The sequence below is a fragment of the Paraburkholderia sp. RL18-085-BIA-A genome (genome assembly GCF_046027075.1).
Lineage (GTDB): Bacteria > Pseudomonadota > Gammaproteobacteria > Burkholderiales > Burkholderiaceae > Paraburkholderia.
This window is the reverse complement of the sequence record NZ_JARESU010000029.1, coordinates 52,179-65,025: the sequence shown is the minus strand read 5'-3', so window position 1 is coordinate 65,025 and position 12,847 is coordinate 52,179. Positions and strand designations below refer to the sequence as shown.

Sequence of the window (12,847 nt, the reverse complement as noted above, 5' to 3'; positions counted from 1 at the left end):
TTTGTTTCTGGTCCCGCAAAACGCAGAGGAAGACAGCTTGCGGATTAAGTGCCCGTCGTGAACGACCACGTTGTGCTGATCGGTGTACCTGTACGTGCCCCGCTGAACGACACGGTGTAGGTGGTGTTCGCTGCCAGAGGTGCCTGCGGCAGCAGGAACGCCACGCCAGCGGCCATCTCATTGTTCACGTCGGCGGTAGCGCCCGAGGAACCAGTGAGCGCGGCTGACGGCACGATGATCCGCGCCGGCACGACGGTCCCGCCCGAAGACGTCAGCGTGAAACTGCTGACAGTCAGTACATCGCCTGCGTTTGCAGCAGTTACACGAACCATGATCGGCCGACCCGGTGATGCAAAGTCGGGAGCCGGATTCGGGATTTCGGCTACCATGGCCCGAGCCACACTGGTTTCGTTCGCCAGGGGCGAGTGCGCAATCGCAGTAGTTGCCATCTGCTGTCCGGCCGACGAAAGGAACCCATTCGCTGCGGGAGTACCGCTAACACCTGTTGTCTGGCCGAAGTCCAGCACGCACGAATACGTACCTTGTGCGGTGTTTTGCTGGAAGCCGGTCCCGATGGTTTCCTCCACCTCAGTAGCACCCTGGAGGTGATAAACCGTATTCAGATACTGACCGAGGCAATCGGACGCGAAGGCGGACGCGTTGGCCTGCGCCAGACCTACAGCAACGTTTTCACCGATCCATTCCGTAACCGGAGCACCGGCCTTGTCCGCGCGACTGAGCGGCGTAACTTCGTAAAAGTCCGCGAACGTCGAGACCTCGTTGTGCGTAGTGCTGGTGATATTGCCGTTCGCGAAATTCGTGACGAGATACAGCGCGTGCGCAGTAGCGGACACGTCGAGCACCGGGTCCTGTTTCAGTTGGCCGACACCCATTGCTGTCCGGTAGGCGTTCAACTGCGAAAAGATCGATGCCTGTGCAGTTCCGCCTGTGTAGGTAGCTGCGGGAACGCTGCTCTGCAGATTCCCGGGGTTTGCTGCCGGAACGGAGGGAGTCGAGCTTGTGGTATTGCCCCCGTTACCACCGCCGCCGCCGCCGCATGCCGACAGGGCGAGTACGGTTGCAAAAGAGATAGCCGTGAGAGCGGAAATGTTCTTTTTCATCACTTTACTTCCTCGGAGTGTTATTGGCTGTGCCCCTTTGCACAACCGTACTTTCATCTTATCGAGCGCGTTCCGAAGTCAAGGCAGCTCCGATCTTGCGCCCAGTGTTCAACCGTGGTTTCCGGTCCGCGACGCATTGTAATGGCCGGTAAGTTCTGTCTGAGCGCTTCGTTGCTAGCGCGCAACCGTTTGCGATCGTCCGCTGGAGTTCGCTTTCCGTCGCTTGATGCGGATTGCAATAAAAATCCCAATGAGCACTACGCCTGCGGCCACCGGTTGCGATTTTCCGACCGTTGGCAACAGCAGCGATCCGCCCCAAAGGATCGCGACGAAGGCCACCAGATGCCTAAACGCTCTGGTGTCGAGAACAGCGACGAGGCGGCCGTCTTTACGACGACACCGCACCGCGTATTGCTCGTTGGTTCTTTCGAGATCGAAACTAGCTGCTTCATGTGCAGCCGAGCGGTCGGCGCGGTAATGGCGTTCGTATCGCTGGAAGCGGAAGTCGCCACGGCCTCGCAACCAGGCCGCGACGCTATCGCTGAAAAGGTGAGCGAAGTCCTGCATGTCTTAGTGCATGACGTCTGAGTAGAATTCGACCGCACCGACGGCGTCGGCAATGCATTCGCCGTCAGCCTCGGCGTGGAACGATCCCGTTTCCGGGTCGCGCCAGCCGAACTGCGCGCGCCCGTCTCGTGAAAAGACTACCCAACCAGCTTCTACGGGGAATGTCCCGGTCATGTCGGTCTCCTTCGGTCAGATGGACACTTTGCGCTTGCTCGCCTGGGCTTTCGTCGAGAGCAGGTAATTGCAACCGGGGCAGGAAAAGTCTTTCGCCAGTTCGATCTTTCCTTCACTGTTCGAAAGAACATAATCGGTTGCGCAGCCTCGGCACGCAGCGATCGTCAACCGCGAGTCCATTGCCATTGAGCGGGTCAAGTGGTTGGCGCGATCCGCCGTGATCATCAGGTTCTTGCCAAACATCTTCGCGATGATGTCGTTGGCTGCGATCAACGACTGCGGGATATTTCCGCCGTTGGCCAGACCGTTGCGGTAGAGCCAGACGTAGACGGTGGCCTGCAACCGGTGCACCGCGTTATCGACGTACCAGGTCAGAGAATTCGGCCTGCACCCGCATGGCGAGCTCACGCCATGAATCTCCTTGTAGGTCGTGCGCGCCTTATTGGGATTCAGGTTGAACAGGTCGATCGCGGTCGATGCACGGCAACCCTGAGCCATCATCAAACGGGCATAGGCTTCCTTGTCGCCGCGCTCCAGGCGGAGATCCGTCCACATGTGCTTATAGGGCAGAGAGTCCGTGCGAACTGGCGAGGTGCGCATGAGATAGTGCGCGACGGTTTCTTCGGTAATCCAGCCGGCGGAGTACTCCATCCAGAAGTTGGGATCTTCGAACCGCCAGCGGAACAGTGGGAAGCGGACCGAGCCTATGGCTTTTTCGAGGCGAGCCATCGGCAACTGCTTGAGGTAGGCGGCAAGTTCGGCCGAAATGCCGAGCAACGGCACTGCGAGAAGGTTCATGTGCAACACATCCTTGATGAGTTGCACATACGCCTGGTTGTAGTGGTAAATGTCGCGACTCGTTATCTGGTCGAGGCGGGGCATCGCCTCCGTCAGTCCTTCGACTTTTTGCGAGAACATGACGCCATCGACGAAGGATTCCCAGTCGCGGGGGTCGTCGAGGACCGGGGCGAGCGCCATGAACGGCATGTTCATGAGTGTGGCTTTCGCTCCGATGTACTTTTCGAACGTTTCCATGTCCGGCAGGGACAGGGCAAAGACGTTCTCCATTTGCCGATGGGCCGCGAGTGCGCGGCGCATGAAATCGACCAGTCCAAAGTTGGCGCGCTGAATCTTTTCGACCAGCCACGCGGAAAGCAGAACGTTCGTCGGCTCGCTATGGCCGTGGATATCTTTTTGCATGATGTGTCTTTTTCTTCTTTATTCGCGAGCGACGGCATACGTCGCTCACTCCGAGCAGAGTTTGATTACCGCGACTTGCGGCTGAGCGCAGCTTCAATCTCGGCGAGATATTTGCGCATCGTCGCGGCAAGAGCTTCCAGAGTCGGGTTGTACTGCTCGGGATCGCGGGATGCCTGAACAGCAAGCTGGACGGTTGCCATTTTTCCGGATACATCGCCCCACGCCGTCATTAGATTGGCGAGTGCGTCCTTCACGGCTGAGCCTGCGTCCCGTTCCGCTTTTTGGGCAGCGACGTTGGCCTCGATCCCTTTGATCTCAGCTTCCAGGTCGGACTTTTGCTGCTGAAGTTCCGACAGGTTGCTCATCGCATCCTGGCACGCGGCTACAAGGTTCGAGTAAGAATCAGGCAGCTTTTCGACGGGCACTTCCACCGTTTCGACCTTGGGCTTGGCTTCTCTTAAAGCCCTCAGTTCGGCCGTCGCTTCAGCAAACGCCTTGTTTTTGGCCGCGAGTTCCTGCTCCAACGCGGGATAACCGGATGAGCGTTCAGAGAGCAGTTGTTGCAGGTTTGCGATGCTCCTGTCCTGTTCGGAGAGGTTGCGCTCGTGCGCCGCGATCTGGTCCATCAGATGTCTGTTCTCACGCGAACTGACATCAAGCTGAAGCTTGTTATCCGCCAGCAAACCTTCGAGGTTTTCTAGCTGCTTGTCGCGGTCGACGATCGCTTCATCCTTGGACTGCAGTTCCTTGAGCATTGCCGCGACGTCGTCGCGGCCCATCTTTGGGTCCGCATTTTTCTTTTTCTTGATGAGCGAGATCTGGTCGTCGGTGACTTCTTGGGCGGCCAGCAGGTTGAGTTCCCCAAAGCTGAAAATCTTCACGGCTTCGGCGTCGTCAGCGAACTTCATGTGGCAACGCATGTAGTTGTAGGCGCTCGGACGAGTGATGCCCATGGCCAGTTGGAAAAAGTCGAAGCAAAGCGTCGCGCCCATCTTCCTCGCCTGGTGAGAGTCCCCGACCTTTCCGGTGTGGTGGCTGATCGCCGACTTCATCATTTGCTGAAGGTGTCCGCCGAGGATGATCAGCTCGGCAACAACTTTCGCCCGCGATTCAGAAACCGAGATCATGTGCTCGACGAGCTTCGCGATGAAATCCGCAGACTCAGGGCCGCCGCCGAACACTTTGCGCGCAGCATTCGCGATGTTGTCGCGCGTGACGGCATTCGGATCCTGCATGCTGAACACAAACTCGTCCAGCGGGTCAAAAGTCGTTACTTCATGCACGGTGTTCATGACAGGCGGCCTGCCTGCTGTTTTGAGTTCCGTGCTGGATGTCTTGCCTATTTGCATTGTTCTCTCCAACAGTTGAATACACGACCACCCCGGTCGCACCAAAAACTAGCCCCTAATACCGCCCTAGGGGTGACCAGCTTGGGCGTTTGCGTCTTTCGACCCGTACAGGCGTCGTCAAACCAAACCCTTCCTCGACGACGCCCGCGACCGAGCCTCGTTACATGTGTAACGAAGATTAAGCTTATAAAAGTCCGTCGTTTTGCGGAAAGAGATGCCTTTCAACGCCTCTTTCGCCGAATGATGCTTGAGGAATACGTGTGATCGCCCGGTTCGCAATCCCTTTAACGGTTCCAATACTGAAACATTTAGTCACAAGTTTCGAAAAATTAGTCTAACTAAAAGGTGCAGGCGGTAACATTTACGCGCTCACGGTCGCCTTGTGCCTGCTCAAGGCGGCCTCGCTGGTTCTCACGAGAAGGGTCACAGCATCGATCGCCTTCTGGACGTCGATAGCGCGCAAGCCGGCGTAGGCGTCTCTTCTTGAACGCAGCCATTGCGGCAGGTCCGAAAGGGAGAGCAGGTCCGAATGGAGCGCTCCGTCCAGCTTCACTTCGGGCGAAGTGAAAAGACCGGCGCCCGTCACCGGCCAGAGCGGAGGCAGAATCGACCGGAAGAACTCGACCTTCGTCCGGTTCTGGTCAATGGGGGAGCGGCGATCTTCTGCGCGACGATCCGACCCGACACGCGTGAGCATGCCGCGAGCAGCGGAGGGGGCGATGCGCCCTGACCAGTTCTTTGTTTCGAAGATGAAAATACCAAATGGCGTCACGGCCAGATGGTCGATTTCAGCAGTCGGAAATGCGGTGCCTGGCGCATGCTCGATTACAAGCGGTCCAAACAGGTAGTAATCGGACCCGCAGAGCCAGTCCAATGTTTCCTCCAGTTTCGCGTGCGCTCGCGCCTCGCCCCGCGCCCCCAGGACTTCCGCACGGCTGAGCGGCTTCAGTCCTTGCCACGAGACTTTGGACGGTTTTCTCAGACGGCGAATGAACTGGTATCCGCATATCGCCAGTGCTATCTCGAGGAACATTGTGTTGCCTTCATCGGTGTTGAACTGGAAACCAGCTTGACACGTCACCGACAAAGTCAAGGAGCGAAAAAATGCGGAGCTGGAGCGGGCGCGAAAGCTCCTACGTTTTCCGCAGCTTTCCCGCTCACCCTCCGCGCGTCGACGCGTAAATTCGCGTTTATCCCCCGCGTTCCTGACGCATCGACATGAGGCAATACCCGCGCTGTTCGCGTCGCTGCCTCTTATCTCCTTCCTTCGTTGATTGCTGTTTTCGCCACGGTTCTGCCGAGCCGTAACGAAAGCGTCTCTCCGCGCATCTGTTTTCCCTGCTCGTTCGAGCATCGAAACCATCCAGCGCCTACCAGCCTGGACATCCCCTAGTGCGTTAATTTTTCTGGAGAGAAAAATGCCGAACCAATTTGTTAACAGGGCGACGCGATCCCCGCTGTCGTTCCTCATGGTGTGCATCGGCTTGTATTTCGCGGCACTTTCGTTTTTCGCCTCGCTGCTCGTCGGCTACATCGTGTTCATGTGGATCAAGAAGTCGATCCGCGATGCGCAGCGAGCCGATGCTGAAGCAAGCGACGCCAAGGCTGCGCCGGCGGCCACAACGCCTCAGCCAAAAGTAGATGAAAGCGCAACCGCGACGGTTACGCCTATCAAACGACAGTACGCAAAGTCGCCTGTCGTTGCTCCTCTTAAGACGGGCACCGACGACACGTCGACAGGCCTGTAACCCAGAGACGCCCATACGGGCGTCTCTGCACCTTCACCCCAACGGGAACCGAACCCGTTGCGGGCATGGGTTCCCGTTCAACGGAGAAATCCCATGGAAAACGAAATCGCCGCATGGCAACTCGATATGTTCGGCGGAGCGTCGCCGATCGCTGCTGCGCCGCCGGCAAAGGTTGATCCGCTTCCGGACCCTCAGTTCTGGAGCGAAGCTGTGCGGGACAAGATGGTCGATGCATTGGTCAGTCTTGCTACCGACAGCCGTCGAGGCGACAACATGCCCGAGTCCCTGATGGATTGCTGCACGCTGTTCAGCGAGCGCATCAGGAACCGGAAAAAGCTGGAAATGGAGGACTATCGCGCAACGCTTGGTTGGGTGATGGAGTTCTGGGACGGTGCGCTGCCGTACCGGTACGTCTGCCTGATCAACGGCGTCGACCCAGAGATCCTTCAAGACGTCATCATGAGCAACCCACTGCTCAAGCGTGATATGGAAGACGTCCGTCATAGCTGCTTCGGCAGCTTGCTGTAGGAGGCGACATGACGACGTACACGTTTGGCAAGTTGTTCGTCGGCCTATTCGGCGGCGCCGCAGACGCATCCCACCCAACGGCTTGTTCCACACCCTCGCAGGCATCTCCCATCGAAGTTGGGCGCGGTGGCGACAACGAGCGTCAAGTCGTAATCGCCGGCGAAGCGCGGCTCTTTCGTGATGAGGGCGACGTCGTGGTCCAGTTTCATCCCGCATTCGACTACGAGTTGCGGGAGACGCCCGTCGGCATGAAGCTGATACCGTCGCTTGAGCCGCATTGGGCTGTCCTCAGCGAGCACAAAAGCTCGATGCGAGACGCGATTGCAGACGCGATCAGGTCGGCGCGAGCAGCCGGGACAGATGATGTCTCGGTAAGTACTCCAGCAGCGAGCACGCCTCAGGCGTTGCACACGAGCTCACGCGTTCGTACCGCCAGCACGCCGAGTCATCCTCCGTTGGTTATCGATAATGCGCCAGCGCTGGAGGCACCGGCAAAGGCACCACAGGCCCGGCGATCCGAGCGACCACGCTACGGTGTAGTGAGAGAGTGGGGCGAGAAGGAATTCCCAGACGGAAAACGCCCGGGGAAGACCTATGTATCGTTCTGCCTGACACTTGAACACCGCGGCGAGCAGCACGTTTTACAGGGCGAGGGACTGCGCGAAGCCATTGCCGAAGCTCGTTGCGGTACCGGCGATCGTGTCGAAGTCAGGCGTCTTGGGAAAACCAAGGTTCCTGCCGTCGACAAGGACGGTCAACCCAAGCTGGACGCTTCGGGCGCCCAGATTCTCTGGGACAAGTGGCTATGGTCCATCACAAAGAAATGACGGATCAACATCACTTCTGATCCCGAAGATTCTCACCCACGATCCCGTATCGACTCACCTTTCGTTGCTTTGTCCGCTCCCTCTGTGGTGCGGCCAGAGTGACGAAGGTGGTTTTTCTTTCCGGCCCATGCGTAAGCGGCCAACTCTGCCATCCGACCATCCTTGCTGAAAAAAGCCGTTCGATCCGCCGCGCGCTCGCGTTCCCGGACGGCTTTTTTGAGCAACAGTTTTTTCCGCCTTTCCGAAGGCATCGACCTCAACCACGCCACTACTGGAGTGACAAATGAATGTTAAAAGCGTCAAGCTGTCCCCGGAACAGTGGGTTGCGTTGCTCCAGAAGTATGGAGTGCCCGCGAGCTCACTGACCGGGAAAGGCGCGCCGTGTCCGATCTGCGGCGGTAACGATCGCTTCACCTATGACAATAAACGCGGCCGCGGCGACTGGGTTTGCCGGAAGTGCAACAACGGGGACCGCAAAGCAGGCGATGGCTACGAGCTGATCTGCAAAAGTACCGGGATGGCGTTCTGGGAATTGATGCTCGAACTCGACGGCGGCATTCCTGCTGCCGGGCGGACCGATGCTGTTACGAGACCGGCGCCAGCACCGGGCCGAAAGGCAGATCCGGCGTGGGCTCAAAAGCGGCTCGATTCGATGTGGGAAAGCGCGATCGCCAATGGACGCGATGATCTTGTATCACGCTACCTTCGCTCGCGCGTCCCCGGTCTGGCCGTTGCGCCATCGAGCGCACTGCGGGTTGCAATGCTCGAGTACCGCCATGAGAAAAAGGTGATCGGCCAATGGCCGGGTATTCTCGCCCGCTTCACGTTGCCGGATGGTCGGCTCGGCACGCTGCACCGTACCTTCCTTGATCGTACAAAGCCCGCAAAGGCGACGATCATCACTGACGATGGTGAGGTCTTGCCGTCGAAGATGAACGACGTGACGCTGAACAAGCTGAACGGCGGCGCAGTCCGGCTGATGGAGCCGATAAACGGCGAGATCGGAGTAGGTGAGGGACTGGAGACCGTACTCGCCGCACATTTGATGTTCGGCGTGCCGGTTTGGTATTGCCTGAACCGGATTCTCCTCTCGGACTTCGTTGTACCGGAGGGTCTGGGCATCCGCGTTATCCATATCTTCGCCGACTTCGACGCGGTCGATCCCAAGACGCGCAAATCGCCAGGGATGGACGCGGCGCTGATTCTTGCCAAGCGGCTTCGCGCGGAAGGGTACACGGCAGTCATCCATCGTCCCAAATTACGAGGGACAGATTTCGCAGATGAATGGCTGGCAACTAGTGCGGCGCCACGGGCTTTAGCCGTTCCTAAGGGAGCAGGCAGGATCAGCCAGGCGTTGCATGTTTGATTAAAAGCGGGAGTCCCCGCTGAGGTGTTGTTTCTTGAACCGCCCGGTGGGGATTCGTCCCCATCGGGGCCGCAATCCGTCGGGCCTTTCCAATGGAGAAAAGCATGTTCATGATGATTGTTGGCCGGTTTGAGATCGTTGCTACGTCGGGCGTAAAAAACGGTTCGGTGCGTGTCGGTAAGTCGGAAGCGCTCGCCTACGATGTTATCGACCGTCGCCAGCGAGGGAACATCAAGCCTGAGAAGGTCGGTGTTGATTTCGATGATGCTTGGTTCTACTGCATCCGCCATCAGGCGCGTGCGCAAGGCGTTGCGTTATTGCATTAATCAATTCCCTGAAGACAAAAACCCGGCCAAGGCCGTGATGTAAGCGTACAGATCAGGGTCAGTCGCTTCGTTGAGCGTCACCTTGACCAGCGTCACCTCATTCATGCGGCAGCTCCAATCGCCTTACGCTCACGTGCGAGCGTCGCTTCGCCGACGATAAGAAAGCCCTTTGCATTCGCGTAGCAAGGCGCATCAAGGACGTCGAGATGCACGCGCGGAAACGCGGCGCGGATCGCCGGCTCGTAGAGGCTTGCGCCGCCGCCGGTAAGGACGATGGAGCGCAGGTCGGCCGTGCGACCAACCCGGTTCTGCATGTCCTTAACCGTTGAATTGACAACAGCCTGCGACTGTTCGAGGAAGGGTGCGAGATCGATGTCCTTTCCATAGAACAACATTGGCTTTTTTTCCCGCAGACACTTGTCGATGCGTTCGATGTCGTCGACCGGCTCGCCTTCCTTCTTCGCAATCAATGCAGCAATGCTCTTGTACACGTGCGATGCGCCACCCGGTGCGCCACCGCTGCGACGGTCGTTCATCGTGAAGCCGTGCGCGACGACCCAGTCGGTCGTGAAGTAGCCTACGTCGATGACAAGATGGGCGTTCTCGCGATCGAAGTTGCTGCCTCCATACTCCGAAAAAGACACAAGGGAGCCGAGCGGTTGCGGGACGACCTTGACCGAGCCAACCCTGACTGGACCGTGACCGAAGTTCAGCGTGCCGGTGAATGCATCGCGCAGATGCGCGGAATATTTCGTGATGCTGTGAACGGGCAGACCAAGCACCATACGGTCGATTTCCGTGACACCTGCGAAATATAGGGACCCGCCGAGAAGCGCGGCATAGTTGGGCGTGAGGCAGAAGTCTTCGGACAGCGTGCGCCCTGCGTTGCCGTATGCCGACGACAGTTCTACGCCCGGCCCGATCTCGTATGTCGTACCGTCGATCTCGATGGGTACGACCTTCCGGGCGTGCAGCACGCCCTGACCGAAGCCCGACACGGCGTCGCTCACTGCGATCGGTGCCAGGGACGGAAACATCTGGGTAGCAAGATCGGACCCCATACGGAACGCACTCTTGGTGTTTCCGTAACCTACGTCGACTGCAAAAACCGAAACTTTCATTTGCTCTCTCCAGAGTTGTTAAATCAATCACGTTGCTCGGGCCACGCTTGGGCCTTGCCTGGCCCGAAAGGGAACGACTTCGACACCCGGCGTGCGTTCTGGGCCAAGCTTGTGCCGATCTCGGCCCAAATAAACCAAACGCTTCGGCGTGACCGTCGCTCGGCCCCTGTACGGCCTCTAACTGGACCAACGTTGGCCCCAAGCCTTTAGTGACGTTCCAACTCTAGCGGCTTGGGCAAGAAGTCAAGGAATCAAAGCTCGCAACATTTACGCAGCTTTCGCATCTCAGCGTGCTGAGAGGATCGTTAATCTCTACGTTACCCACCGCGCAATCTGCGCATCGACCTTGCGTTTCACCATTGAAGGGACCGCTTTGCCTGGCGAAACCCCCTTCTGTCACAGGCCGCAATCTGACGCGGCCTTTTTCTGAATCAAATCAAGTGCAACTTGGGACAATTTGAGGACCCCGGACACGCGATATCCATTGGGTTAGCGGGCGGTTTTGCCCGAATTTGCAATTTGAGACGGCGTTTCCCCGGACAGTCGGACAGTTTGGACACCGGACGGAATAGACGACGCTCAAAGAGCATGGACACACCCTTTCAGCACACGAAGCTGGGTGCGTTACATGAGGCCCGAAACACTGCGGCTGATTGAACGTGCTTGGGGGTGGGGGATGTGCGCGCCATAGCGGCGGCATGTCCCTGTACGGAAGACGGACGGTAGGCGCAGCCGGATACAGAAATGCGCAAAAGGAATTACCTGGCAGTTGGCCAAGTCGTGCGAGTCGCAAGACAGGCGCACACGGGCGCGCGAAAGCGTGTCAAGGCCGGCACGGTAGCCGTAGCAGCCGCAAGCCGGGTTCGCGGAGCGAAAGCTCTAGAGCTCGACCAGCGACAGCAGCGGACGCGATCAACGACGATGGACTCTGCAAAGGCAGATCCCGTTCGAGGATGCGCAACGCAGCAAGGTCGCCGGCAGTTGTCACGCGGGAGCGTGATGGCTGGCAGCAGGCAGCAGTACGGACAGTCGATGCACGTTTCTTCCACGTGCGGGGCTGATCGAATGGAATCGCTAAAGGACAGGAAGGCATGACCCGGCGGGGTTTACGCAACGCGCAGCGCACACGTTGATGCAGGGGATAGGCTCCCTGAATCCCGCGCGCAGCGCAGGAAGACTGCGGAGCAGAGAGGCGGCGGGCGCTCGCATGGGCATCCGTGTTTGCACAAATGAGAGGGGCGTGAAGATGGCAGCAATACTGAACGTGCGCGCAGTGCTGCGCGACTACCGGTTGCCCGCGGATTTTAAGGCCGCATTGGAAGAACTGTTCCTGACGAATGTGGACCGAGTTCACAGCCGTACTCGAATCAGTGCGAAGCCACTGTCGATCAAGACACAGACATACCGGACGCAGCAGATTTGCCGATCATTCGAAGAACTGCGGCAGAACGGTTACGCACTTCAATCGCCGTATTCACTCAAGCGAAAGCATCTGCAGGCTCTGGTCGATCTCTGGATTGAAGCGAAGCTGAGTGGCGGAACGATTGAAAACAAACTCACCTACCTGCGCGCACTTGGCGAATGGATGAAGAAGCCGAACCTTGTCGGCACGCTCGCCGATTACGCGGATAGGGAGTCGCTCCGTCTGGTGCGATCGTATGTGGCGCTCGAAGACAAATCGTGGGACGGTAACGGCATCGACGCAGTGGCGAAAATCGAAGAGATCGCAATCACTGAGCCTTACGTCGCGGTTCAGTTGAAGCTTCAGGCGGCGTTCGGACTGCGAGTCGAAGAGAGTTTTCTCCTGAGGCCGGCGGAGGCGGTGCGCGATGATGGTTTGCTGAGCGTGACACGGGGCACCAAGGGCGGCCGCGATCGCGTTGTACCGATCGGATTCAAGCTTGCCGTGCTCAAGGAAGCCGCACAATTTGCTAACCCGTACACAGGGTCCATGATCCCGCACGGGGTCACGAAACTGCAGTGGAAGAACCGCTATTACAACGTGCTCGCGAAGCATGGGGTGACTAATTCGGGAATCGGAGTCACCAGCCACGGCCTGCGGCATCAATTCCTTCAGCAGATGTACGAGCGTCTAACGGGTGTACCGGCTGCGATCAAGGGATCGGTTGATCGTGTCGATCGCGAGGTTCACGCAGAAGCGATGCAGCAAATTGTCGAGGCTGCAGGACATAGTCGCAGGACAAAGGCGAATGCCTACCTCTCAACGCACAACGCACTCGCTGCTAAAAAGAAGCGCACGTTGACGAGGGAGATGGCCGAGCGGGCTATTGAAGATGCGAAGGGTGTCAAGAGTCAGGCAGCGGTCGCACTTGGAATCTCGCGGCAGGCGCTTTATCGGCTGCTAGATGCAGCATGATCTTCTGCGTATCCGCTGTTGACGGTGTAGCCAATTTTGGCTCACTTGGCTACAGCATGGGGTTTTGAATATTTCTGTAAAAACAAGGAGTTGGCCGGGCGCGGCTTGCAGAGTGCCCATTACGCTGTAATGGGCACTCCGTT

General features: G+C 58.1%; 13 protein-coding genes. 6 read left to right on the top strand and 7 right to left on the bottom strand.

What is annotated here, in order from left to right:
• Window positions 1-44: 44 nt before the first annotated feature.
• From P0D89_RS20990 to P0D89_RS20965, 6 genes are all read right to left on the bottom strand, one after another.
• Window positions 45-1,121, bottom strand: a complete 1,077-nt coding sequence (locus P0D89_RS20990; protein ID WP_408377145.1) for a CAP domain-containing protein — start codon at window positions 1,119-1,121, stop codon at window positions 45-47.
• 174 nt (window positions 1,122-1,295) lie between these two features.
• A complete protein-coding gene (locus P0D89_RS20985) occupies window positions 1,296-1,688 on the bottom strand; it encodes a hypothetical protein (RefSeq protein ID WP_408377143.1) in 393 nt (130 codons plus the stop codon).
• Window positions 1,689-1,691: 3 nt separating this feature from the next.
• Window positions 1,692-1,862 (bottom strand): hypothetical protein, encoded by a 171-nt coding sequence (locus P0D89_RS20980; RefSeq protein WP_408377141.1) that lies wholly within the window; start codon window positions 1,860-1,862, stop codon window positions 1,692-1,694.
• 15 nt (window positions 1,863-1,877) lie between these two features.
• Window positions 1,878-3,062, bottom strand: coding sequence for a FlhC family transcriptional regulator (locus P0D89_RS20975; protein WP_408377139.1), 1,185 nt, complete (start codon window positions 3,060-3,062; stop codon window positions 1,878-1,880).
• Window positions 3,063-3,127: 65 nt separating this feature from the next.
• Complete coding sequence (locus P0D89_RS20970; protein ID WP_408377137.1) at window positions 3,128-4,354, bottom strand: hypothetical protein; 1,227 nt, start codon at window positions 4,352-4,354, stop codon at window positions 3,128-3,130.
• Window positions 4,355-4,772: 418 nt separating this feature from the next.
• Complete coding sequence (locus P0D89_RS20965) at window positions 4,773-5,444, bottom strand: nuclease-related domain-containing protein (protein ID WP_408377135.1); 672 nt, start codon at window positions 5,442-5,444, stop codon at window positions 4,773-4,775.
• Window positions 5,445-5,829: 385 nt separating this feature from the next.
• On the opposite strand from P0D89_RS20965, the gene P0D89_RS20960 reads away from it, so the two are divergent.
• The 5 genes from P0D89_RS20960 to P0D89_RS20940 all read left to right on the top strand — a co-directional run bounded on the left by P0D89_RS20960 (window position 5,830) and on the right by P0D89_RS20940 (window position 9,206).
• Window positions 5,830-6,159, top strand: coding sequence for a hypothetical protein (locus P0D89_RS20960; RefSeq protein ID WP_408377133.1), 330 nt, complete (start codon window positions 5,830-5,832; stop codon window positions 6,157-6,159).
• 93 nt (window positions 6,160-6,252) lie between these two features.
• The gene (locus P0D89_RS20955; protein WP_248558131.1) at window positions 6,253-6,687 is read left to right on the top strand and encodes a hypothetical protein; all 435 of its coding nucleotides are present in this window, start codon (window positions 6,253-6,255) and stop codon (window positions 6,685-6,687) included.
• A gap of 8 nt (window positions 6,688-6,695) precedes the next feature.
• Window positions 6,696-7,514 (top strand): hypothetical protein, encoded by an 819-nt coding sequence (locus P0D89_RS20950; RefSeq protein WP_408377131.1) that lies wholly within the window; start codon window positions 6,696-6,698, stop codon window positions 7,512-7,514.
• Between the two features lie 283 nt (window positions 7,515-7,797).
• Window positions 7,798-8,880: a DUF7146 domain-containing protein gene (locus P0D89_RS20945; RefSeq protein ID WP_408377129.1), complete on the top strand. Its 1,083-nt coding sequence runs from the start codon at window positions 7,798-7,800 to the stop codon at window positions 8,878-8,880.
• 104 nt (window positions 8,881-8,984) lie between these two features.
• On the top strand, window positions 8,985-9,206 hold the full coding sequence (locus P0D89_RS20940; RefSeq protein ID WP_408377127.1) for a hypothetical protein: 222 nt from the start codon (window positions 8,985-8,987) through the stop codon (window positions 9,204-9,206).
• 101 nt (window positions 9,207-9,307) lie between these two features.
• On the opposite strand, the gene P0D89_RS20935 is transcribed toward P0D89_RS20940, so the two are convergent.
• Window positions 9,308-10,327, bottom strand: a complete 1,020-nt coding sequence (locus P0D89_RS20935) for a PRTRC system protein D (RefSeq protein ID WP_408377125.1) — start codon at window positions 10,325-10,327, stop codon at window positions 9,308-9,310.
• Window positions 10,328-11,573: 1,246 nt separating this feature from the next.
• Between P0D89_RS20935 and P0D89_RS20930 the strand changes: the two genes are divergently transcribed.
• Complete coding sequence (locus P0D89_RS20930; protein ID WP_408377158.1) at window positions 11,574-12,704, top strand: integrase domain-containing protein; 1,131 nt, start codon at window positions 11,574-11,576, stop codon at window positions 12,702-12,704.
• Window positions 12,705-12,847 lie beyond the last annotated feature (143 nt).

Excerpts from the sequence above, each read along its gene's own strand:
- P0D89_RS20930 (WP_408377158.1), top strand. The coding sequence starts at position 11,574 with ATGGCAGCAATACTGAACGTGCGCGCAGTGCTGCGCGACTACCGGTTG.
- P0D89_RS20970 (WP_408377137.1), bottom strand. The coding sequence starts at position 4,354 with ATGAACACCGTGCATGAAGTAACGACTTTTGACCCGCTGGACGAGTTT.
- P0D89_RS20945 (WP_408377129.1), top strand. The coding sequence starts at position 7,798 with ATGAATGTTAAAAGCGTCAAGCTGTCCCCGGAACAGTGGGTTGCGTTG.
- P0D89_RS20960 (WP_408377133.1), top strand. The coding sequence starts at position 5,830 with ATGCCGAACCAATTTGTTAACAGGGCGACGCGATCCCCGCTGTCGTTC.
- P0D89_RS20985 (WP_408377143.1), bottom strand. The coding sequence starts at position 1,688 with ATGCAGGACTTCGCTCACCTTTTCAGCGATAGCGTCGCGGCCTGGTTG.
- P0D89_RS20990 (WP_408377145.1), bottom strand. The coding sequence starts at position 1,121 with ATGAAAAAGAACATTTCCGCTCTCACGGCTATCTCTTTTGCAACCGTA.
- P0D89_RS20980 (WP_408377141.1), bottom strand. The coding sequence starts at position 1,862 with ATGACCGGGACATTCCCCGTAGAAGCTGGTTGGGTAGTCTTTTCACGA.
- P0D89_RS20955 (WP_248558131.1), top strand. The coding sequence starts at position 6,253 with ATGGAAAACGAAATCGCCGCATGGCAACTCGATATGTTCGGCGGAGCG.
- P0D89_RS20940 (WP_408377127.1), top strand. The coding sequence starts at position 8,985 with ATGTTCATGATGATTGTTGGCCGGTTTGAGATCGTTGCTACGTCGGGC.
- P0D89_RS20935 (WP_408377125.1), bottom strand. The coding sequence starts at position 10,327 with ATGAAAGTTTCGGTTTTTGCAGTCGACGTAGGTTACGGAAACACCAAG.
- P0D89_RS20950 (WP_408377131.1), top strand. The coding sequence starts at position 6,696 with ATGACGACGTACACGTTTGGCAAGTTGTTCGTCGGCCTATTCGGCGGC.
- P0D89_RS20965 (WP_408377135.1), bottom strand. The coding sequence starts at position 5,444 with ATGTTCCTCGAGATAGCACTGGCGATATGCGGATACCAGTTCATTCGC.
- P0D89_RS20975 (WP_408377139.1), bottom strand. The coding sequence starts at position 3,062 with ATGCAAAAAGATATCCACGGCCATAGCGAGCCGACGAACGTTCTGCTT.